18 protein-coding genes and 1 tRNA gene are annotated in these 19,659 nt (G+C 66.7%); 12 read left to right on the forward strand and 7 right to left on the reverse strand.

Annotation, left to right across the window (positions count from 1 at the left end; translation table 11 throughout):
• The first annotated feature begins 57 nt into the window (after positions 1-57).
• A complete protein-coding gene (gene pssA, locus A9974_RS23830; RefSeq protein ID WP_025136926.1) occupies positions 58-831 on the forward strand; it encodes a CDP-diacylglycerol--serine O-phosphatidyltransferase in 774 nt (257 codons plus the stop codon).
• 67 nt (positions 832-898) lie between these two features.
• Here the strand turns inward: pssA and A9974_RS23835 are convergent, their stop codons facing one another.
• The gene (locus A9974_RS23835) at positions 899-1,417 is read right to left on the reverse strand and encodes a hypothetical protein (protein WP_183006680.1); all 519 of its coding nucleotides are present in this window, start codon (positions 1,415-1,417) and stop codon (positions 899-901) included.
• Positions 1,418-1,698: 281 nt separating this feature from the next.
• On the opposite strand from A9974_RS23835, the gene rpsO reads away from it, so the two are divergent.
• From rpsO to A9974_RS23855, 4 genes are all read left to right on the forward strand, one after another.
• Complete coding sequence (rpsO, locus tag A9974_RS23840) at positions 1,699-1,968, forward strand: 30S ribosomal protein S15 (RefSeq protein ID WP_006223612.1); 270 nt, start codon at positions 1,699-1,701, stop codon at positions 1,966-1,968.
• 90 nt (positions 1,969-2,058) lie between these two features.
• The gene (gene pnp / locus A9974_RS23845) at positions 2,059-4,221 is read left to right on the forward strand and encodes a polyribonucleotide nucleotidyltransferase (protein ID WP_183006681.1); all 2,163 of its coding nucleotides are present in this window, start codon (positions 2,059-2,061) and stop codon (positions 4,219-4,221) included.
• Between the two features lie 208 nt (positions 4,222-4,429).
• On the forward strand, positions 4,430-5,164 hold the full coding sequence (locus tag A9974_RS23850) for a hypothetical protein (protein ID WP_183006682.1): 735 nt from the start codon (positions 4,430-4,432) through the stop codon (positions 5,162-5,164).
• Positions 5,165-5,179: 15 nt separating this feature from the next.
• Positions 5,180-6,397 (forward strand): threonine ammonia-lyase, encoded by a 1,218-nt coding sequence (locus A9974_RS23855; protein ID WP_183006683.1) that lies wholly within the window; start codon positions 5,180-5,182, stop codon positions 6,395-6,397.
• 26 nt (positions 6,398-6,423) lie between these two features.
• Here A9974_RS23855 and A9974_RS23860 read toward each other — a convergent pair whose 3' ends face one another.
• Positions 6,424-7,038, reverse strand: a complete 615-nt coding sequence (locus A9974_RS23860) for a PIN domain-containing protein (RefSeq protein WP_183006684.1) — start codon at positions 7,036-7,038, stop codon at positions 6,424-6,426.
• A gap of 585 nt (positions 7,039-7,623) precedes the next feature.
• Positions 7,624-8,547: a carbon-nitrogen hydrolase family protein gene (locus tag A9974_RS23865; protein ID WP_183006685.1), complete on the reverse strand. Its 924-nt coding sequence runs from the start codon at positions 8,545-8,547 to the stop codon at positions 7,624-7,626.
• A gap of 80 nt (positions 8,548-8,627) precedes the next feature.
• Here A9974_RS23865 and A9974_RS23870 point away from each other — a divergent pair, with 80 nt between their 5' ends.
• Entirely contained in the window at positions 8,628-9,551 is a 924-nt protein-coding gene (locus A9974_RS23870) for a LysR substrate-binding domain-containing protein (RefSeq protein WP_183006686.1), read from the forward strand.
• 32 nt (positions 9,552-9,583) lie between these two features.
• Here the strand turns inward: A9974_RS23870 and A9974_RS23875 are convergent, their stop codons facing one another.
• Together A9974_RS23875 and A9974_RS23880 are read right to left on the reverse strand one after the other, a co-directional pair.
• Entirely contained in the window at positions 9,584-11,119 is a 1,536-nt protein-coding gene (locus A9974_RS23875; protein WP_183006687.1) for a tetratricopeptide repeat protein, read from the reverse strand.
• A gap of 31 nt (positions 11,120-11,150) precedes the next feature.
• Positions 11,151-12,242, reverse strand: a complete 1,092-nt coding sequence (locus A9974_RS23880; protein WP_220806091.1) for an RDD family protein — start codon at positions 12,240-12,242, stop codon at positions 11,151-11,153.
• A 171-nt stretch (positions 12,243-12,413) separates the two neighbouring features.
• Between A9974_RS23880 and A9974_RS23885 the strand changes: the two genes are divergently transcribed.
• The 4 genes from A9974_RS23885 (at position 12,414) to A9974_RS23900 (ending at position 16,730) form a co-directional block, all read left to right on the forward strand.
• Complete coding sequence (locus A9974_RS23885) at positions 12,414-13,334, forward strand: LysR family transcriptional regulator (RefSeq protein WP_183006688.1); 921 nt, start codon at positions 12,414-12,416, stop codon at positions 13,332-13,334.
• 175 nt (positions 13,335-13,509) lie between these two features.
• Positions 13,510-14,730 carry a CaiB/BaiF CoA-transferase family protein gene (locus A9974_RS23890; protein WP_183006689.1) on the forward strand — a complete coding sequence of 407 codons (1,221 nt, stop codon included), beginning with the start codon at positions 13,510-13,512 and terminating at the stop codon, positions 14,728-14,730.
• Positions 14,731-14,815: 85 nt separating this feature from the next.
• The gene (locus A9974_RS23895; protein WP_183006690.1) at positions 14,816-15,775 is read left to right on the forward strand and encodes a tripartite tricarboxylate transporter substrate binding protein; all 960 of its coding nucleotides are present in this window, start codon (positions 14,816-14,818) and stop codon (positions 15,773-15,775) included.
• A gap of 28 nt (positions 15,776-15,803) precedes the next feature.
• Positions 15,804-16,730 carry a hydroxymethylglutaryl-CoA lyase gene (locus A9974_RS23900; protein WP_183006691.1) on the forward strand — a complete coding sequence of 309 codons (927 nt, stop codon included), beginning with the start codon at positions 15,804-15,806 and terminating at the stop codon, positions 16,728-16,730.
• 46 nt (positions 16,731-16,776) lie between these two features.
• On the opposite strand, the gene A9974_RS23905 is transcribed toward A9974_RS23900, so the two are convergent.
• Both A9974_RS23905 and A9974_RS23910 read right to left on the reverse strand, forming a co-directional pair.
• The gene (locus A9974_RS23905; protein ID WP_255468303.1) at positions 16,777-17,400 is read right to left on the reverse strand and encodes a class I SAM-dependent methyltransferase; all 624 of its coding nucleotides are present in this window, start codon (positions 17,398-17,400) and stop codon (positions 16,777-16,779) included.
• A gap of 184 nt (positions 17,401-17,584) precedes the next feature.
• Positions 17,585-17,674: transfer RNA gene (locus tag A9974_RS23910), tRNA-Ser, on the reverse strand.
• Positions 17,675-17,795: 121 nt separating this feature from the next.
• On the opposite strand from A9974_RS23910, the gene A9974_RS23915 reads away from it, so the two are divergent.
• Positions 17,796-18,773 carry an NAD(P)H-quinone oxidoreductase gene (locus tag A9974_RS23915; protein WP_183006693.1) on the forward strand — a complete coding sequence of 326 codons (978 nt, stop codon included), beginning with the start codon at positions 17,796-17,798 and terminating at the stop codon, positions 18,771-18,773.
• Positions 18,774-18,901: 128 nt separating this feature from the next.
• Positions 18,902-19,648, forward strand: a complete 747-nt coding sequence (gene tpiA, locus A9974_RS23920; protein WP_183006694.1) for a triose-phosphate isomerase — start codon at positions 18,902-18,904, stop codon at positions 19,646-19,648.
• Positions 19,649-19,659: the final 11 nt, after the last annotated feature.

A 19,659-nucleotide genomic window follows, 5' to 3' on the forward strand; every position in this document is an offset into this window, starting at 1 on the left:
CCCGTTGACCGGCCAGATGAGTTAACCTTTCGATGTCCGTCGTAAGTAATTGAGACTATGCCCAATTTTTCCATGCGCGATTCCGAAAACCGCCACCGAAGCATTTATCTGCTGCCTAACGCATTTACCACCGCCGCGTTGTTCGCGGGGTTCTATGCCGTGGTGCAGGCGATGAACAACCGCTTCGAGGTCGCCGCCATCGCCATTTTCGTGGCCATGGTGCTGGACGGCATGGACGGCCGGGTGGCGCGCCTGACCAACACGCAGTCCGCGTTCGGCGAGCAGTACGACTCGCTGTCTGACATGACCTCGTTCGGCGTCGCGCCCGCGCTGGTCATGTACGAATGGATCCTGAACGATCTGGGGCGGTGGGGCTGGCTGGCCGCATTCGTCTACGTGGCCGGGGCCGCGCTGCGCCTGGCGCGCTTCAATACCAATATCGCCGTGGTCGACAAGCGCTACTTCCAGGGGTTGCCCAGCCCCGCGGCGGCGGCGCTGGTCGCCGGTTTCGTCTGGCTGGCCGTGGACAACAAGCTGCCCATCCATGACAGCGTCATGGCCTGGGTGGCCTTCACGCTGACCATGTACGCGGGCATTACCATGGTGTCGAACGCGCCGTTCTTCAGTGGCAAGAGCTTCGCTCTGGGCCGCAGCGTGCCGTTCTGGGGCATCCTGCTGGTGGTCGCGGTGTTCGTGTTCGTGTCCAGCGATCCCCCGGTGGTGCTGTTCGGCCTGTTCGTGCTGTACGGTTTTTCGGGCTGGGTCATCTGGGCCTGGCGCTGGAACCGGGCGCGCCGCCTGCAGCAGGAACGCCGCAGCCAGTCGTCCTGATACCGGGCCTGGCCGCATTGAAAAACCCGCCGTCAGGCGGGTTTTTCAATGATGGACCGGGAAAGCGTCAGCGCCACATGAAGCGGTCGTCGTCGTACATCGGATCCGGGCCGGGGTGGAAATGCGTCATGGAATTGCCGTCGCGGCCCATGTACACGTACATCAGTGAATTCCAGACGCCGTTTTCCTTGTAGCGGTAGGACCACACGACTTCGCGCTTTTCGCCCAGGCCGGCTTCTTCGATGCGGGCGGGCGGGCCGAATTCGCAGCGCACCCGGTCCGGGCCCCATTGGCCCTGTTCAAGCACCTTGAAGTGGGCGTCGGTCAGGAGCGGCAGGACGCGGTCGACGCGGCCGTCGGTGCCGACGTTGGCGCCCCAGGCGAACTGGCCCATGGGCTGTTGCGTCCAGATCACACGGCGGCCCCCGCCCGCTTGCGGGCATTCGAAGTTGGGGGTGCCGAACTGGGCCTGTACGTCCGCCAGGGGCGTACCGGGGGCAACCTGGGTAAGGTTGGCGCAGGCGGCCAGCCCCGCGAGGGCGGCGGCAGCCAGGGTGGTGCGGGTAAATCTGTAATAATTAGACATAATATTGCTCCTCTTGCCGCCCGCGAGGGGCGGGGGCGGACGCTGGACAGGGGCCTGGCGCCGTCACTGGGGTAATTCTAGCGAATCAGCTATAATCATCGAGCTTTATCGCGTGCATTGATTTTGCGGGCGTCTTTTGCGGACGTGTTGCGAAGTGATGTGCACGATGCTTTGCGCCGGCAAGCTGCAGTGAGAACGCAATAAAAAGCTTGGCCGGCAGCGAATTTTTCCAAACCACGTCAGGGCGCCTCGGCCCTGTCGCATGTCCGAAGAGGTCATCAATGTCTGTAGCTGACATCAAGAAATCCGATATCGTTGCGCAGTTCCAACGCGCTCAAGGCGATACCGGCTCCCCCGAAGTTCAGGTGGCTCTGCTCACCGCCCGTATCAACGAACTGACCGGTCACTTCAAAGAACACATGAAGGACCATCACTCGCGCCGCGGTCTGCTGCGTATGGTCAGCCGTCGCCGCAAGCTGCTCGACTATCTCAAGGGCCGCAATCCCGATTCGTACCGCGCACTGATCGAAAAACTCGGTCTGCGTAAGTGATCGACGGGGCTGGCTCCCCATGACGCAACCGTGGTCGGTGCGACGTATGTCGCGACGGCCACGGTTTTTCATTTGTAAGGAATAATCGTCATGTTCAACAAAGTGACAAAATCGTTCCAATACGGCCAGCATACGGTCGTCCTGGAAACTGGCGAGATCGCTCGCCAGGCCTCCGGCGCCGTTGTGGTGTCGATCGAGGACACCGTCGTCCTGGCCACCGTCGTGGCTTCCAAGAAGGCCAAGCCGGGTCAAACGTTTTTCCCGCTGACCGTCGACTACATCGAGAAGACCTACGCTGCCGGCCGTATTCCGGGCGGGTTCTTCAAGCGCGAAGGCAAGCCTTCCGAAAAGGAAACGCTGACGTCGCGCCTGATCGATCGTCCGCTGCGTCCGCTGTTCCCCGAAGACTTCTACAACGAAGTCCAAGTGGTCATCCACACGCTGTCGGTCAATCCTGAAATCGATCCCGACATCGCCGCCATGATCGGCGCCTCGGCCGCGCTGGCCATCTCGGGCATCCCGTTCAACGGCCCCATCGGCGCCGCCCGCGTGGGCTACATCGACGGCCAATACGCGCTGAACCCGACCGCCTCGCAATTGAAGTCCTCGAAGCTGGACCTGGTGGTTGCCGGTACGGAAAACGCCGTGCTGATGGTCGAATCGGAAGCCCAACAGCTGTCCGAGGAAATCATGCTCGGCGGCGTGGTCTACGGCCACGAGCAAATGCAAGCCGTCATCAACGCCATTCACGAACTCGTGAAGGACGCTGGCAAGCCCGATTGGGATTGGCAAGCGCCGGCCAAGGACGAAGCCCTGATCGCCGCCGTGACCTCGGCTGCCCAGGAAGGCCTGAACGCCGCCTACCAGATCCGCGAAAAGCAAGCCCGCACCGCCAAGCTGCGCGAAGTGTCGGCTGACGTGTCGGCCAAGCTGGCTGCCGCCGCCGCTGAAAAGGGCGAACCGCTGCCGGACGCCGTCACCGTCGACAACATCATGTTCTCGCTGGAATCGGCCATTGTCCGCGGCCAGATCCTGAACGGCGAACCGCGTATCGACGGCCGCGACACCCGCACCGTGCGTCCGATCAGCGTGCGTCTGGGCGTGCTGCCCCGCGCACACGGCAGCGCGCTGTTCACCCGCGGTGAAACCCAGGCGCTGGTCGTGGCCACGCTGGGCACCAAGCAAGACGAACAGATCATCGACGCGCTCATGGGCGAGTACCGTGACCGCTTCATGATGCACTACAACATGCCTCCGTTCGCCACCGGCGAAACGGGCCGCATCGGTGTGCCCAAGCGCCGCGAAATCGGCCACGGCCGCCTGGCCAAGCGCTCGCTGATTCCGCTGCTGCCGGCGCCGGAAGACTTCCAGTACACCATCCGCATCGTGTCGGAAATCACCGAGTCCAACGGCTCGTCGTCGATGGCTTCGGTCTGCGGCGGCTCGCTGGCCATGATGGACGCCGGCGTGCCGGTCAAGGATCACGTGGCCGGCGTGGCCATGGGCCTGATCCTGGACGGCGGCAAGTTCGCCGTGCTGACGGACATCCTGGGCGACGAAGATCACCTGGGCGACATGGACTTCAAGGTCGCGGGCACCGAAAACGGCGTCACCGCACTGCAGATGGACATCAAGATCCAGGGCATCACCAAGGAAATCATGCAAGTGGCGCTGGCGCAAGCCCGCGAAGGCCGCCTGCACATCCTGGGCAAGATGAAGGAAGCGCTGGACGGTTCGCGTGGCGAGCTGTCGGCTTTCGCCCCGCGTATGCTGACCATCAAGATTAACCCCGAGAAGATCCGTGACGTGATCGGCAAGGGCGGCGCCACCATCCGCGCGCTGACCGAAGAAACCGGCACCCAGATCGACATCTCCGACGACGGCACGATCGTAATCGCCAGCGTCGACGAAGCGCAGGCCAAAGAAGCCCAGCGCCGCATCGTCGAGCTGACCGCCGACGTCGAAGTGGGCCAGATCTACGAAGGCTCGGTCCTGCGCCTGCTGGACTTCGGCGCCATCGTGCAAGTGCTGCCGGGCCGCGACGGCCTGCTGCACATCTCGGAAATCGCCAACTACCGCATCGCGAACATCAACGATGTGCTGAAGGTCGGCCAGCAAGTCCGTGTCAAGGTCATCGAGGCCGACGACAAGGGCCGTCTGCGCCTGTCCATCAAGGCCATCGGCGGCATCGAGCAGCAGCAACCCGCTGCCGCGCCCGAAGCTGCCCCGCAAGCGGAACCGCAAGCCGAATAAGGCCTGCCTGACGTTTGTCGAAAACGGCGCCGCGAGGCGCCGTTTTTCATGGCCTGGCGCCGCGCTGATTCATCTTCTTTCGTCTTGGTATCCCTGGCATCTCCCATCTTCGCGCCCCTTACGGTAAAGTCTTGCGCGTATGAGACGAGCGCCGGCGCCGGCGCACAGGCCGGCAAGGCGCCAGACAGGGGAACGGGATGGATCGGGCATGACGCGATGGCAAGGACCCGCAGCGGTTTCGGCGGCCGTATTGCTGCTGGGGGCGCTGCTGACGGGCTGCATGTCCAGTCCCGGCCCGGGCCAGGGTTCGCCCAAGGGCGAAAGCATGTCGGCGGACCAGTTGGTCCAGACCGATTTCAATCGCACCGTCACACTGGAAGTGCGCGACAACCTGGCCAGCCTGTACAGCCTGCTGGACAAGCTCTACCGGCGCAATCCGCGTGAATGGCGCAAGACGGGCGCGCCGGATCAGGCGACGGCGGTGTCCCGGGTCAAGCATTCCATCGAAGTCCGCATTCCGCCGGCCGACCTGGCGGGCCTGCACGACATCCAGATTCTGGCGGTGTCGCTGGATCCGAACTATTCCGGCGACCGGGTCGGGGCGTTCATCTACGGCCTGGCCGACACCATCATCGCCGCCCACAATGGCAAGACCCGGCTCTACGCCACCGACGCGTTGGACGGGCAGCGGGTCTACAATGCCGCACGGAACGTCGAGGCGGCGGCCTGGCTGCTGGCGTCGCGCCGCAACAACCAGGGCGAGCCCTTGCTGCTGGCCAACGAGATATCGCCGAACGCCACCAACCTCAGTTTCGAGCGCGAGTTCGGCGCCATCATCGGCCGGCTCGACCTGATCGCCAACCTGCTTGGCGAGAACTCGCGGCGCATCGGCATCAACTATGCGCAAGGCCTTTTGCTGTTCAACTTCCTGCCGGTGCGCTAAACGGGATTTTCCATCGTGATCGATATCGCTTCCATCCAGACCGCCCGCGAAAACCTGCGCGGCCAGGTGCTCAAGACCCCGTTTACGCTGTCGCGCACCCTGTCCGACATTTTCGGCGCCGAGATCTGGCTGAAATTCGAGAACCTGCAATTCACCGCCAGCTTCAAGGAGCGCGGCGCGCTGAACCGCATGCTGACGCTGTCCGAAGACGAGCGCCGCATGGGCGTCATCGCCGTCTCGGCCGGCAACCATGCCCAGGGCGTGGCCTATCACGCGCAGCGCATGGGCGTGCCGGCCGTCATCGTGATGCCGCGCTTCACGCCCACGGTCAAAGTCGCTAACACGCGCCGCTTCGGCGCCGAGGTGGTGCTGGCTGGCGACACGTTCGATGACGCCAAGGCGCATGGCTACGAGCTCGCCAAGCAGCGCGGGCTGATCATGATCCACCCCTATGACGACGAAGCCGTCATTTCGGGACAGGGCACGGTGGCGCTGGAAATGCTGGAAGACCAGCCGCAGCTGGACACCCTGGTCATCGCCATCGGTGGCGGCGGGCTGATTTCGGGCATTGCCACCGCGGCCAAGGCGCTCAAGCCCGGCATCGAGATCATCGGTGTGCAGACCGAACGCTTTCCTGCGATGTACGCCGCAGTCAAGGGCGTGTCCATGCCGCAGGGCCAATACACCATTGCCGAAGGCATCGCCGTGAAGTCGCCCGGCGCGCTGACGCAGCCCATCGTCAGCAAGCTGGTCGACCATATCGAACTGGTCAGCGAAGCCGACATCGAGCACGCCATTGTGGTGCTGCTGGAAATTGAAAAGACCGTGGTCGAAGGCGCCGGCGCGGCCGGCCTGGCCGCGCTGCTGCGCGCGCAAGAGGCGGGCAGCGAGCAGTTCAAGGGCAAGCGCATCGGCCTGGTGTTGACGGGCGGCAACATCGATCCGTTGATGCTGGGCGAGCTGATCGAGCGCGGCATGGTGCGCGCGGGCCGCCTGGCCCGCATCCGCGTGGATCTACGTGACCTGCCCGGCGCGCTGGCGCATGCCACCAAGCTGATCGCCGATGCGCAGGCCAACATCACCGAAGTGCATCACCAGCGCGCGTTCACGTCGCTGCCGGTGCGCAATGTGGAAGTGGACTTCGTGTTGCAGACGCGCGGGCCCGAGCATATCCAGGAAGTGATCGACATCCTGAATGCGGCGGGCTTCGCCGCGAGCAACCACGACCATTGATGCGGCTGCGCGCGCCGCGTGGCGCGTCAGCAGCCGCCCAGTTCCGGGTCGCGCCCCACCTGGTTCTTCAGCCGGTATAGCCGTTCGCGGTGTAGTGTCGTGGCCAGCGGCTCGGGCTCGCGGCCCAGCGCGATGTAGTCCGCCGGGATCTGCGCGATAGCGTCGCGCATGCGGCCGGCATCGTCCTGCCACCATTGCGCCAGCATGCGATCCGGGTTGTACACGTCCAAGCCCTGGCGCCGCAGTTCCGAACGGTTGAAATCCTTCAGGTTCCAGGTCAGCACCTGTACGGCCGGCGTCTTCGGCAAGCCGCAGCGCGCGCGGCGCGCCAGTCCGGCCGCGATCACGTGGAAGTCCTTGGGGTCGCTGTAGCGCAACGAGGCTTCGTAGACCTGCGTGTCGGCTTCGTTGGCTTGGGGAAAGCGCGCGTTCATCTCGGCCCAGAACTCATCCAGGACTTCCGGCGGGATCTCCCAGATGCGCGAGGCGTTGCGGCGCCATTCCTCGCCGATGCGTTCGGTCCAGACGGGGGCGAACACGCCGGCGTCGGCCAGGCGCAACAGCAGGCGCCGCAAGATGCCGGACATGAGCACGCAGGCGTCCAGGACGATGAAGGGCGGGGTAAGGGAGGGCGTGGTCAAGATGGAGCGGATCGCCGTGGGCTGGCGCGCATGCACCCGGACTTGCCGGGCGGTAGGGTGTCAGAAGGTCGAGGCAGAAGAATAATGGTTTTTCCCGCGATGCGCGCGCTACGGGCGTAGGCGCCCAAGCGCAAGCCAGGAGGGTGGTGCCCGAGACCGGAATCGAACCGGTACGGCCTTGCGGCCGAGGGATTTTCTTACCACTTCGGCTTTCGCCGCCAGCGCGCGAGCGCTGTTCGTGGTCTGGAGCACGCCTTCACCATAGCCTTGCGGCCTTAGGTGCCCGCCGTCTGCTCTCTACACCTTCCCGGTTCTTTCAAATCGGGCTTGGCTCGGCGTTGGCTCGGAACAGGTCCAGGGCATTCGCCGAGTTTGACGGGCTACACCTTTGGAGTTTCCTCCAAAGGGCTCAAATTAGTTCAAGTCCCTTGTGTCTACCAATTTCACCACTCGGGCATTGCGGGCCTCATGCGGGGCCGCAATGGGATACCTTGGGCGCCGCAGGGGCGCGGGCGGTATCCGGCGGGCGTGACTATACCACTTGGGCCGGCAGGTTCCGGTCTTGCGCCGGTCCGCTACGGGAAATCACGCAAGGAACTGCACTGACTGCCGGGCGCGCTCGTCCACGTTCAAGGTGAACACGTCCGGCCGCGAATAGTGCCCGACCACGTCGAAGTCATAGCGGGCGCGAATCAGTTCGTCGATGTCCACCTGGGCGGTCAGGAGGCCGGTCTGGCCATGCAACGGGCCTGCCAGCACGTCGCCCAGGGGGCCGACGATCAGCGAGCCGCCGTTGATGAGCGGGCGCTTGGGGTCCCAGCCAGGCACGTCCAGGCCCAGGTCCGCCGGCGAGGGTTGGACCTGGCAGGCACTGATGACGAAGCAGCGGCCTTCGTGGGCGATGTGGCGCATCGAGCATTGCCAGATGTCGCGCTCGTCGACGGTGGGGGCGCACCAGATCTGCACGCCCTTGGCATACATGGCGGTGCGCAGCAGCGGCATGTGGTTTTCCCAGCAGATGGCGCCGCCGGCGCGGCCCGCGGCGGTGTCCAGCACGGGCAGGGTGGAGCCGTCGCCCTGGCCCCAGATCAGGCGTTCGGTGCCGGTGGGCATCAGCTTGCGGTGCTTGGCGGCCAGGCCCGTGGCCGGATCGAAGTACAGGGCGGTGCAATACAGCGTGCTGCCCGCGCGTTCGATGACGCCGATCACCAGGCTGGCGCCGGTGCGTTGCGACAGCCCGGCAAGCGCGTCGGTTTCAGGCCCGGGCACGTCGATGGCGTTCTGGTAGTAGCGGGCATAGGCCTCGCGGCCTTCGGGCAGGCGATAGCCCAGCCGGGTGCCGAAGATCTCGCCCTTGGGGTAGCCGCCCAGCAGCGCTTCGGGCAATACGACCAGGACCGCGCCGGATGCGGTGATTTCGGTTTCGAAGGCCAGTATTTGTTCCAGGGTTTTTTCCTTGCCTTCGGGCGAGGCGCCGATCTGCAACGCGGCGACGGTCTTGGCGGACATGCGGATTCCTTGGTGTGGGTGAATGCAGCCAGTGTCGGGGCGGGCCTAAAATCAATCAATCCCGTCTGAAGATAAATGATATGAATAAAATTGATATCGAATCGACCGACCTGAACCTGCTCAAAGTGTTCGAGGCAATCTACGACGAGGGCGGCGCGGGCCGGGCGGCGTTGCGGCTGGGCGTGACGCAGTCGGCCGTGAGCGCCGCGCTGGCGCGGCTGCGCACGCTGTACGCGGACCCGCTGTTCGTGCGCACCGGGCGCGGGCTATCGCCCAGCCTGCGGGCGCGCGAGCTGCGGCCGATCATCGGCGAGGCGCTGGACAAGTGCCGCCAGAGCCTGTCGCTGGCCAGGCCTGGCGCGGCAGGGTTTGCGGGGCGGTCCGTGACGCTGGGGCTGTCGGACGATTTCGAGATTGCGCTGGGGCGCGCCGCGATCGTCGCGTTGGCGCAGGCCGCACCCGGATTGCGTCTGATCTTTCGGCAAACCCACAGCCGCCTGGCGGCGGACATGCTGATGGCGCGCGAGGTCGATTTGGTGATCGCGTCCGGCGGGCTGATCGCGCCAGCGCTGCAACGCGTGACCGTGGGGCAGGGCGGTTATGCCTGCTTGGTCGATCCGGCCAGTCTTGCGCCTGGCCAGGACAGCTTGTCGGTGGCAGCGTTTACGCAGCGTCCGCACGTACTGGTGTCATCCGGCGGTTTCATCGGCGTGGTGGACGAGGTGCTGCACGGCATGGGGCAGACGCGGCGGGTGCTGGCGGCGACCACGCACTTTTCCGCGCTGCCGTTCCTGTTGCAAGGCAGCGATGCATTGGCGACCTTGCCGGCCCACGCGGCGCGCGGCTTGGCGGCGATGGCCGGTTTGCGGATGCTGCCGTGTCCCATCGCCATGCCGGGCTACGCCATCGAAATGGGGTGGCGCGCTGACGCGTTGCGCGACGAGGCCGTGGCCGCGGCCCGGCGTTGTCTGCTGGGGTTGCTGGAAGGGTACGGCTGGCTTTGAGGCGGGGGCGCAGGGCGCCGCCCGCCGTTCGCTTATCTGCGCCCGAACAGCCGTGCCAGCAGGCCGCGCGGCGCGGTGGCCGCCTGTTCCGCCGCCAGGGCGTTGTCCAGCGACAGTTGTTGATACCGAGGCTTGCCGTTCTGTTGATAGGCCGCCGCGGCCTGGCGGAAGGCCGCGGCGGATTCGGCGTGGCGTTGCATGGCGCCGTAGATCTCGCCGCGCGAATACAAAGCCCAGTCGCGGTATTCCGGATCCATCGCGACCAGGCGATCGCAGGCCGCTAGCGCGTCGTCGTGGCGGCGGGCGGCGATCAGGGCATTGATGGTGTCGGCCTGCAGCATGCTGTCGTCGGGCCAGCGTTGCTGGGCGCGTTCGGCGTCGGCCGCCGCCTCCGCGCCGCGCTCAAGTCCGATCAGTGCGTCGATGCGCACGCGGCGCCACTTGACCCAATCGGGGTCCAGCGCGATGGCAACCTCGGACAAGGGCAATGCTTCGCCATGGCGTTCCAGGCGGACGAGCATGTCGGCGGCATTGCCCGGCAGGAAGTCGTTCTTCGGCGCCAGTTCGTAGCCCTGCAGGTAATAGGCCAGCGCCTGTTCCCACTGGCGTTGGTCGCGTTGCGCGTTGCCGGCCACGAACAGCAATTGGGCGTCGCCGCTGGACAAGGGGTCCAGATCGCGCAGGGCCTGTTCGGCCAGTTCCGGCTCGCCGCTGCGCACATATTCGCGGGCCTGTTCCTTGCGGCCTTCCCAACCGTTGTCCGATAGCGCGTCCAGGCGCCGCCACAACGGCTTGGCTTCGTCGGCGCGGCCCAGCCGGTGCAGCGAGCGGGCCTTGCCTTCCAGCGGCCAGTCCCAGTCGGGCTCGCGGCGCAGCAGGCTGGTCCATTCCTCGACGGCATCGGCGTGGCGGCCCATGGCCTGCAGGCAAGACGCGCGGTTGTGCTGGATGGCGTTTTGCTCGCCCAGGATGGCGCGCGACCGGTCGAACATGGCGATGGCCTTGTCCAGGTCGTCCAGGCGGCGGTAGGTATTGCCGGCGTCGTACATGAAGCGGCCGTTGCCGGGAGCGAGCGCGACGGCGCGCTCGAAATAGGGCACGGCCTCGCTATGGCGGCCAGCATTGGCCAGGTTGGATGCGATGTAGCAGTGCGGGGCGCCGGCCTGAGGCCGTTGCTGGATCGCGCGGGTCCAGCAATCGATGGCGTCCTGCAGCCGTTCGTCGTTGATCAGCACATAGGCCTCGGCCATCAGCAGGCCGAAATGCGAGGGCGCGCGTTGGCGGGCGTCGCGCAGGATGCGCCAGGCTGCTTCGTGGTCGCCGTCGTCGTACTCCGCCGTGGCCCGCACGCGCAGGGCGTCGGCGCACTGCGGGTCCAGCGCCAATGCGCGCGCCAGGTCGGCATCGCGGGCCGCGGGGGCGCCGTGCTTGTCGTGGCAGCGGGCGCGTAGCGCCCACACCTGGGCGGCGTTCGGCTGCTCGCGCACCGCTTGTTCGCACAACGCGAGCATCTGCGGATTGTCGTCGCCGTCGTCGGCGCGGAATATGGATTCGATCAAGCTGGACATGCGGGATTCCTCAAATCGGGGGCGCCGTGCATCAGGGCGCGATGGCGCCGGCGGCATGGCGGCAGCTGTAGGGGCGGTCGGCGGCGGCGATGTCATCGCTGCCGCATTGCCAGCGGCGGATGCCGCCGCCCTTGCGTTCGGCGCGCAGCTCGGGCAGATAGACCAGATGCTTGCCGCCCAGCGACGGCGCGTCATCGGTGCCGGCCGGGCCGGCGATGGTGAAGCGCAGCACGCCGTTCACGGGATTGAGCTCCAGCTTGGAAAAGCCGCTGGATGCGAGCGATTCGGCCGTCACGCCGAGGTCTTGCGGCGAGGCGGCGAACTTGCCGGTGCTGCGGTAGTGGTTTTCCGCCAGCATCCGGACGGGGTCCGACACCAGATCCAGCCGCCGCACATCGGCCATCAGGGGGCTGTCGGGCTCATGCTTGCCCAGCGTCAACGCGGCCAGCACGAAGCCGCCCAGCACCAGTACCACGGCGCCCGCGGCGAACAGCAGGAATTTGCCGGCGCCGGTGACCGAGCGCGCCTGCCCCAGGGCGGCCTGCACGGCCCGCGGATCGGCCTGGGTGGACACCACGTAGGTGCCGGCGGCCCAGTTGTGCATGGCGCGATCGCCGAAGATGGCTTGCTGGATATGATGGAACAGGCCGGGCAACACCAGGTTCAGCGGGAACTTCATCAGGTGCCGCCAGATGGACCGCGCGAGGCCCGGGCTTGCGCCGTTACGCGTGACCACGCGCTGCTTGAACAACCGCTTGCCGGGCGAGCCTGACCCCCAGGCATCCATCAGGGCGGGCAGCAACAGGCCGATCAGGCCGGCCGCCAGCCACAGCAGCGCGGGCGCCGGTTGTTCCAGCAGCGCTTGATAGCTGAGGGAGGCGGCCGATGAAAACGCGAACATCGCCGCGATCATCGTGGCGGCGTCCACGGCGCTGGCCGCCAGCCGCGCCCAGATGCCGGGAAAGGGCGCTGCGCGCTGGGAACCCGTGGCCTTGGCGCCCTGCCTGGTTTTCGGGGCCTTGCGGGGCGCGGCGGGCGCCGCTGCCGCGGGCAATGGCGCGTGACAGCTGAAGCAGTGGGTATGGGCGGCCGGGTTCTGCCAATTGCATTTAGGGCACTGCATGGTCTGGGTCTTATTCTGGTTGTGAGGTGATGGCGCGTGTCCTGTGCTGCGTGGACAAGCCCTGTGCCGCAGGGGGCACGCGATGGCCAGGCGCAGTGTATCGAACTGCAAGGCAATCGGCTGGGGAAAACCCCGATCCCTGTCCCGGAGGCGTCGCGGGAAACTGCCCGCATGAAGCGCCCCTTGCCCGCCCAGCCTCACCCCCGTGACATCGACCCGGTTTCCCTGCGCCTGTTCCTGGCGGCGGTGGAGGCGGGCAGCCTGGCCCGCGCCGCGGCGCGCGAGAACATCGTGCCTTCGGCGGTCAGCAAACGCATGATGGAAATGGAAGAGGCCTTCGGCGTGCCGCTGCTGGAGCGGGGCGTCAAGGGCGTGCAGGCCACGCCGGCCGGCCAGGCATTGGCGGGCCACGTCCGCGTGCTGTTGCTGCAGATGGACCGCATGCATCGCGAGATGGCGGGCTTTGCCACCGGCGTGCGTGGCCGCATCCGGCTGGCGGCCAGCGTGGCGGCGCTGTCGGGTGACCTGCCGGCGCAGATCCAGTCGTTTCGCCGGGCCTATCCCCAGATCGAGATCGCGCTGGAAGAAAGCACCACGCAGCAGGTCTTCCAGGAGGTCCTGGAAGGACGCGCCGACGTGGCGGTGGGATCGGATTTCGGCCACGAGGGCCTGCAGGTGTTCCCCTGCGGCTACTGTGAATTGGCCGCCGTCGTGCCGGCCCAGCATCTGCTGGCGGACAGCGAGATACTGGACTATGCCCAACTGCTGCCTTACGACCAGATCGAGCTGAACCGCGACAACGGCATCAGCGCGGTGTTCAAGCAGGCCGCGCAAGAAGCCGGCGTGGCGCGCCGCATCAGCGCGCGGGTCAGCTCGCACGAGACCATCTGCAACCTGGTCGCGCGCGGCATGGGCGTGGCGGTGGTGCCCATGTACCTGAAGCCGCGCCATGCCAGCCAGGACATTCGCTTCATTGCCCTGTCGGGTCCGTGGTCTGGCACGCCGTTGTGCATCGCGGTGCGCGAACTCGAGGCCTTGGCGCCCGCGGCCCGCGCGCTGCTGGCGCACATGGGGGCGGTGCCCCAGCCCTGACGCCGCGCCGCGTCATGCCGGGCTAGGGCTAACCCGGACGTTCCCAAACGAGAATGCCCCGGTGCTGAAAGACCGCTTTTCCGAACCTGCCTTGCCCGCGATGATGGCTCCGTACCGGCCGTCGGGCATGCCCCTTCGGCTTCCCGTTCACGGCAGCAGGCAAGAGGAAACGTTGATGACCGCAGCACCGGCTTCACCCTTCATGGACAGCAGCGAACTGCCCTTGCGCGGCATCAAGGTGCTGGAGCTGTCCCACATGATCATGGGACCCGCCGCAGGCCTGGCGCTGGCCGACCTGGGCGCCGAGGTCATTAAGGTCGAGCCCATTGACGGCGATCGCACGCGGCGGCTGAAGGGTTCGGGCAGTGGCTACTTTCCCGTCTTCAACCGCAACAAGCAAAGCCTGTCCATCGATCTGAAATCGACCGAAGGACAGGCGCTGGCGCGCCAACTGGCGTTGCAGGCCGACATGGTGGTGGAGAATTTCCGCGACGGCAGCCTGGCCCAGTATGGGCTGGACTACGAGACCCTGGCGGCGGACAACCCCGGGCTGATCTATGTGTCGCTCAAGGGCTTTCTGTCTGGTCCCTACAAGCATCGCACCGCGTTGGACGAGGTGGTGCAGATGATGGGCGGGCTGGCCTACATCAACGGCGGCGCCGATACCCCGCAACGCGTGGCCGCCTCGGTCAACGACATCCTGGGCGGCACGTTCGGCGTAGTGGGCGCGCTGGCCGCGCTGCACGATCGCCACGCCACCGGACGCGGCCGCCATGTGCGCTCGGGCCTGTTCGAAAACAACCTTCTGCTGGTGGCGCAATTCATTGCGCAGTTCCAGCTGACCGGTGCCGCGCCCAAGCCTTTCGGCGCCGAGCGCAAGCCGCCATGGGGCGTGTACGACGTGTTCGAGACCGCCGACGGGCGCGTGTTCGTGGCCGTGGTGGGCGATGCGCAGTGGCGCAATTTCGCGCAGACATTCCTGCCGCCCGAATGGGCGGCCGATCCGCGCCTGGCAACCGCCGTGGACCGCGAGGCGGCGCGGTCGTGGCTGGTGCCCGGCGTGGGCGAAATCCTCAAGACCTGGAAGACCGACGCGCTGTGCGCGGCGCTGGAGGCGGCGAACCTGTCGTATGGCCCCATCCGCCAGCCGCATGATCTGCTGCAGGACGAACACTTGAACGCCGGCGGCGCGCTGCTGGCCACGACGTTGCCGGATGGCGGCGAGATATCGGCCGCGGCGCTGCCCATCGAGTTCGATGGCCGCAAGGCCGGCAAGCGCTCCGATCCGCCCGCGCAAGGCCGCCATACCGAATCCATTCTGCGAGGGCTGGGCCTGGATGGCGCGCGCATCCAGGCCTTGCACACCGCGGGAATCATCCGCTGCGAAGGCCGTTGAAGCGGTTGCCGAACGGGCCGTAGAGCCTGTCCACGTCGAGGCGGCGCCAGATCGCCAAGACATCCATCAATGAGGAGACTATCCGATGATCCGCAAACTCTTGGCGGTGGCCAGCCTGGCCGTCGCCTGCGCCGCCCACGCGCAGGACTATCCGAACAAACCCATCCGCATCATCATCCCGTCCACGCCGGGCGGCGGCACCGACTACATCGGACGCCTGATGAGCAACAAGCTGCACGAACTGAACGGCTGGGCCGTGGTGCCCGAGAACAAGCCGGGCGCGGGCACCGCGCTGGGCCTGGCCGAAGCGGCCCGCTCGCCCGCCCAGGGCTACGACCTGGTGATCGGGCAGTCCGACAACGTCACCCTGATTCCGCTGTTGATGAAGGTGGCGTACGACCCGCTCAAGGACCTGGCGCCGGTGGCGCTGGTGGCCACCACGCCGATGGTGCTGCTGGTGGCCGACAGTTCGCCTTACAAGACGCTGCCCGAGGTGATCGAAGCTGCCCGGAAGGATCCGAACAAGTTGTCCTATGGCACGTCCGGCACCGGCGGTGGCGTGCACATTGCCATGGAAATGCTGCAGCACGAGGCGGGCTTCAAGATGCAGCACGTGCCCTACAAGGGGTCGGCGCCCGCACTGGCCGACCTGATGGGCGGGCATCTGCAGTTCGCGGGCTCGTCGATCTCGTCGGCGGCCTCGCTCATCAAGGCGGGCAAGGTGCGTGCGCTGGCGGTGACCTCGCCCAAGCGCAATCCGGCGTTGCCGGAGGTGCCCACCGTGGCCGAGCTGGGCTACAAGGATTTCAGTGTGGTTACCTATTACGGCGTGCTGGCGCCGGCCAAGACGCCGCCCGACGTGGTGGCGCGATTGAACGCCGATTTCAACAAGCTGCTGGCGCGCAAGGACGTGCAGGACGCGTTGGCCTCCCAAGGGTTGGAAACCGACCCCGTGTCCGCCGAGCAGTTCGCCGCGCTGATTAGGGCGGACATCGGCAAGGCCCGCCAGACCATCGCCGCCGCCGGCATCGTGGTGCAGCAATAGCCGCTGGCGCATTCGACAAGGAAACGTCATGGATCAGCAAGTGAGGCTGTGCGAGGTCGGTCCTCGCGACGGGCTGCAGATGGCGCGGGGCATGATGCCGGCCGCCGACAAGCTGCGCTGGATACGGCAGCTGGCCGCGGCGGGCCTGCGCGAAATCGAGGTGGGCAGCTTCGTGTCGCCGCGGCTGGTGCCGCAGATGGCCGATACGGCACAGGTGCTGCCCGAGGTCCTGGGCCTGGACGGCGTGACGGTTTGCGCGCTGGCCTGCAACCTGAAGGGCGCCATGGCGGCCTACCAGGCGGGCGCGCACGTGATCGCCATTCCGGTGTCCGTCAGCGATACCCATAGCCACGCCAACGTCGGCAAGGGCACGGACGCTCAGGTGGATGCCGTAGCCGCCATCGTCGATTGGCTGCGGGCGCAGGCCCGGCCCGTGCGGGTGGACGCCGCCGTCGCCACGGCCTTTGGCTGTTCGATGGAAGGCGCGGTGCCGGTGCGGCGGGTGGCGCAGGTGGCCGCGGCGGTGACGCGCGCCGGGGCTGACGAGATCGCGCTGGCCGACACCGTGGGATACGCGCATCCCGCCCTGGTGCGCGACGCCGTGCGGGCCGCCCAGGACGCCATCGGCGCCCGGTTGGTCAAGCTGCACCTGCACGACACGATGGGGCTCGGGCTGGCCAATGCGCTGGCCGGGCTGGACGAGGGTATCCGTGCGTTCGACGCCTGCCTGGGCGGCCTGGGCGGGTGCCCGTTCGCGCCCGGCGCGTCGGGCAACATCGTTACCGAAGACCTGGTGTTCATGTTGGAAAGCATGGGCTACCGGACCGGCGTCGATCTGGGGCGGCTGCTGGCTGCACGGGAACTGCTGGCGGCGTCGTTGCCGCAGGAAACCTTGCGCAGCGGCGTGGCGGCGGCGGGCATTCCGAAAACCTACCCGGCGGCGTTGGCAGCCTGACGAGGCAGGCCGCGGCGGCTGCGTACTGCCTGCTCGGTCTCGGCCGCTACGTCGCGATCGCGTCCGGCTCCCGGCGTTGCGCGAAGAGGAATACGTGGTGATATTTATCGCGCATGGGATGGCGCGGCTGGTCAACCCCGGGTATCGGCGGGACGAACGGCGTGAACAGTCCCAGGGCGTCGACATGCACCGGAAACGGCGCGCGCTCGGGCGTGTCGTTGTAGCCCAGGATCAACAGGCCGCCGGGCTGGAGCACTGCATGGCATTGCGCCAGCATGCGCTCGTAGCCGGCCTGGTCATTCAAGCCATAGCCGATCAGGCCGTTGGCCACCACCACGTCGAAAAAGCCCGGCTCGTAGAACGCGGCCATCTCGGTGGCGCTGCCGGTCAGGTGCCGGCCCGGCACGCCGTATTGGGCCTGCGCGGGGTCCATGTCCAGCGAATAGAAATCCGCCTTGAGCAGGCGGGGGTAGTGCCAGGTGTATTCGCCCATGCCCAGGAACAGGCAACGGCCTGGGCGCCCAGGTCCGGCAGGCAGGCTGTTGAGGTAGCCGAAGATCTGCTGTTCAAGAAACTGCCGGTTCGGCGCCCGCAAGGGGAATTGCACGCCGCAGCGCGCCGCCAGGGCAGGAGACAGGCGGAATAGGCCCGCCTTCAATGCGTCTTTCATTTTGGGCATGGTCACCAGGCTGTGTCGCCGGTTCTTTGCCGGACTCGCCACCGCGTGCCGCCCGGAATGCGCAAAATAGTAGACGAATTCGTCCTAATTCAGGACTTGTTCAGCTGTTAATGGTAAGCAGGTTAACGATGCCTGGTCGGCCCTGCTTGTCTCGCCCGCCGTTGGGGGAGAGGGGTGGCGGAAGCGGTGGGATTCGAACCCACGAAGGGTTTAACCCCTTGCCGGTTTTCAAGACCGGTGCAATCGACCACTCTGCCACGCTTCCTGGTACTGCAATGTACTGCTGCCGCGGCAATCCGGCCGCCTGGCAAACACTCTGCCCGGCGAAAACACGGCCTGCCGTAAAGGGCGCAATAATAATCTATTTGCTGCGAAGGAGGCACGCGATGCACGCTGTAGAAATCTCCCGCCCGGGCGGCCCCGAGGTCCTGGTTCCCGTTGAGCGCCCCACGCCGGAACCCGGCCAGGGCGAAGTCCTGATCAAAGTCAGCGCCGCGGGCGTCAACCGCCCCGACGTGTTTCAGCGCAAGGGCAATTACGCGCCGCCGCCCGGCGCGTCCGACCTGCCGGGTCTGGAAGTGGCCGGCGAAATCGTCGGCGGCGACCTGGCCGGCAGCGGTTTTGCCCTGGGCGACAAGGTCTGCGCCCTGGTGGCCGGCGGCGGTTACGCCGAATATTGCGTCGCGCCCGCCGCCCAGTGCCTGCCCATTCCCAAGGGGCTGTCCGACATCGAAGCCGCCGGGCTGCCGGAAACCTATTTCACCGTCTGGAGCAACGTGTTCGACCGCGGCCGCCTGGCGGCTGGCGAGGCTCTGCTGGTGCACGGCGGCGCCAGCGGCATCGGCACCACGGCCATCCAGCTGGCGCGCGCGCTGGGCCACAAGGTCTATGCCACGGTGGGCAGCGACGACCGGGCCCGCGCCGTCGAGGCCCTGGGCGCCACCCTGGGCATCAATTACAAGACCCAGGACTTCGTCAAGGAAGTGAAGGACGCCACCGGCGGCCGGGGCGTAGACGTGATCCTGGACATGGTGGCCGGCGACTACATCGCCCGCGACATGCAGTGTCTGGCCGACGACGGCCGCATCGTCATCATCGCCCAGCTGGGCGGGGCCCAGGCCAACGTGGACACCAGCCAGGTCATGCGCCGCCGCCTGACCATCACGGGCTCGACGTTGCGTCCCCGACCCGTCGATTTCAAGGGCGCCATCGCCCAGGCGCTGCGCCAGCACGCCTGGCCCCTGCTCGAGCAGGGCGCCATCAAGCCCATCGTCCACGCCACCTTCCCGCTGGCCCAGGCCGCCCAGGCCCACGCCATGATGGAGAGCGGCGAGAACATCGGCAAAATCATCCTGACGATGTAAGAAACGCGCGGCGTCCGGCGCGGCGCCGCGCAACAGGATACAATCTCGGGTTTCGCCTGGAATTATTTCCAGGCCAGCCCGTGGGCGGGTGCTTTTCCCCCGGGTTCATCCACTCTGACATTTGCGCCATGACTTCAGTCGAAAACCGCGCCCGCCTTGTGCTGGGCAACTGGAAGATGCACGGCAACCTGGCTGAGAATGCTGCGTTGCTGACCGAGCTGCGCGCCGCGGATGCCGCGAGCCACTGCGAGATCGGCGTCTGCGTTCCGTTTCCGTACCTGGCCCAGGCCGCGTCGGCCCTGACCGGCAGTGCCGTGTCGTGGGGCGCGCAAGACGTCAGCGCGCATGACAAGGGCGCCTACACCGGCGAAGTATCCGGCCCCATGCTCAAGGAATTCGGCTGCCGCTATGCGCTGGCCGGGCACTCCGAGCGCCGCGTGCTGCACGGTGAAACCGACCAGATCGTCGCCGACAAGGCCCGCGCCGCCCTGGCCGCCGGCCTGACCCCGGTGGTCTGCGTGGGCGAGTCCCTGGCCGACCGCGAAGCCGGCAACACGCTGGCCGTGATCGAACGCCAGCTCAAGCCGGTGCTGGCGCTGGGCGCCGAAGCCGTGTCGCAAATGGTGCTGGCCTACGAGCCCGTCTGGGCCATCGGCACCGGCCGCACCGCCAGCCCCGAGCAGGCGCAGGAAGTCCACGGCGCCATCCGCGCCGCCCTGGCCGCGCTGGGCGCGGCGCAGGTACAGGTTTTGTACGGCGGCAGCGTCAAAGCTGCCAATGCCGCCAGTTTGTTCGCCATGACTGATATCGACGGAGCCCTGGTCGGCGGCGCGTCGCTCGTGGCCGAAGAATTTTTGCGAATCGCCGCCATCTAAGTTTCCGTTCC

The organism is Achromobacter sp. UMC71 (genome assembly GCF_014170305.1).
Classification (GTDB): Bacteria; Pseudomonadota; Gammaproteobacteria; order Burkholderiales; family Burkholderiaceae_B; genus Achromobacter.

Excerpts from the sequence above, each read along its gene's own strand:
- A9974_RS23895 (WP_183006690.1), top strand. The coding sequence starts at position 14,816 with ATGATCCGCAAACTCTTGGCGGTGGCCAGCCTGGCCGTCGCCTGCGCC.
- tpiA (WP_183006694.1), top strand. The coding sequence starts at position 18,902 with ATGACTTCAGTCGAAAACCGCGCCCGCCTTGTGCTGGGCAACTGGAAG.
- A9974_RS23865 (WP_183006685.1), bottom strand. The coding sequence starts at position 8,547 with ATGTCCGCCAAGACCGTCGCCGCGTTGCAGATCGGCGCCTCGCCCGAA.
- A9974_RS23880 (WP_220806091.1), bottom strand. The coding sequence starts at position 12,242 with ATGCAGTGCCCTAAATGCAATTGGCAGAACCCGGCCGCCCATACCCAC.
- A9974_RS23850 (WP_183006682.1), top strand. The coding sequence starts at position 4,430 with ATGACGCGATGGCAAGGACCCGCAGCGGTTTCGGCGGCCGTATTGCTG.
- A9974_RS23905 (WP_255468303.1), bottom strand. The coding sequence starts at position 17,400 with ATGAAAGACGCATTGAAGGCGGGCCTATTCCGCCTGTCTCCTGCCCTG.
- A9974_RS23885 (WP_183006688.1), top strand. The coding sequence starts at position 12,414 with ATGAAGCGCCCCTTGCCCGCCCAGCCTCACCCCCGTGACATCGACCCG.
- pnp (WP_183006681.1), top strand. The coding sequence starts at position 2,059 with ATGTTCAACAAAGTGACAAAATCGTTCCAATACGGCCAGCATACGGTC.
- A9974_RS23875 (WP_183006687.1), bottom strand. The coding sequence starts at position 11,119 with ATGTCCAGCTTGATCGAATCCATATTCCGCGCCGACGACGGCGACGAC.
- pssA (WP_025136926.1), top strand. The coding sequence starts at position 58 with ATGCCCAATTTTTCCATGCGCGATTCCGAAAACCGCCACCGAAGCATT.
- A9974_RS23870 (WP_183006686.1), top strand. The coding sequence starts at position 8,628 with ATGAATAAAATTGATATCGAATCGACCGACCTGAACCTGCTCAAAGTG.
- A9974_RS23900 (WP_183006691.1), top strand. The coding sequence starts at position 15,804 with ATGGATCAGCAAGTGAGGCTGTGCGAGGTCGGTCCTCGCGACGGGCTG.
- A9974_RS23890 (WP_183006689.1), top strand. The coding sequence starts at position 13,510 with ATGACCGCAGCACCGGCTTCACCCTTCATGGACAGCAGCGAACTGCCC.
- A9974_RS23915 (WP_183006693.1), top strand. The coding sequence starts at position 17,796 with ATGCACGCTGTAGAAATCTCCCGCCCGGGCGGCCCCGAGGTCCTGGTT.
- A9974_RS23835 (WP_183006680.1), bottom strand. The coding sequence starts at position 1,417 with ATGTCTAATTATTACAGATTTACCCGCACCACCCTGGCTGCCGCCGCC.
- rpsO (WP_006223612.1), top strand. The coding sequence starts at position 1,699 with ATGTCTGTAGCTGACATCAAGAAATCCGATATCGTTGCGCAGTTCCAA.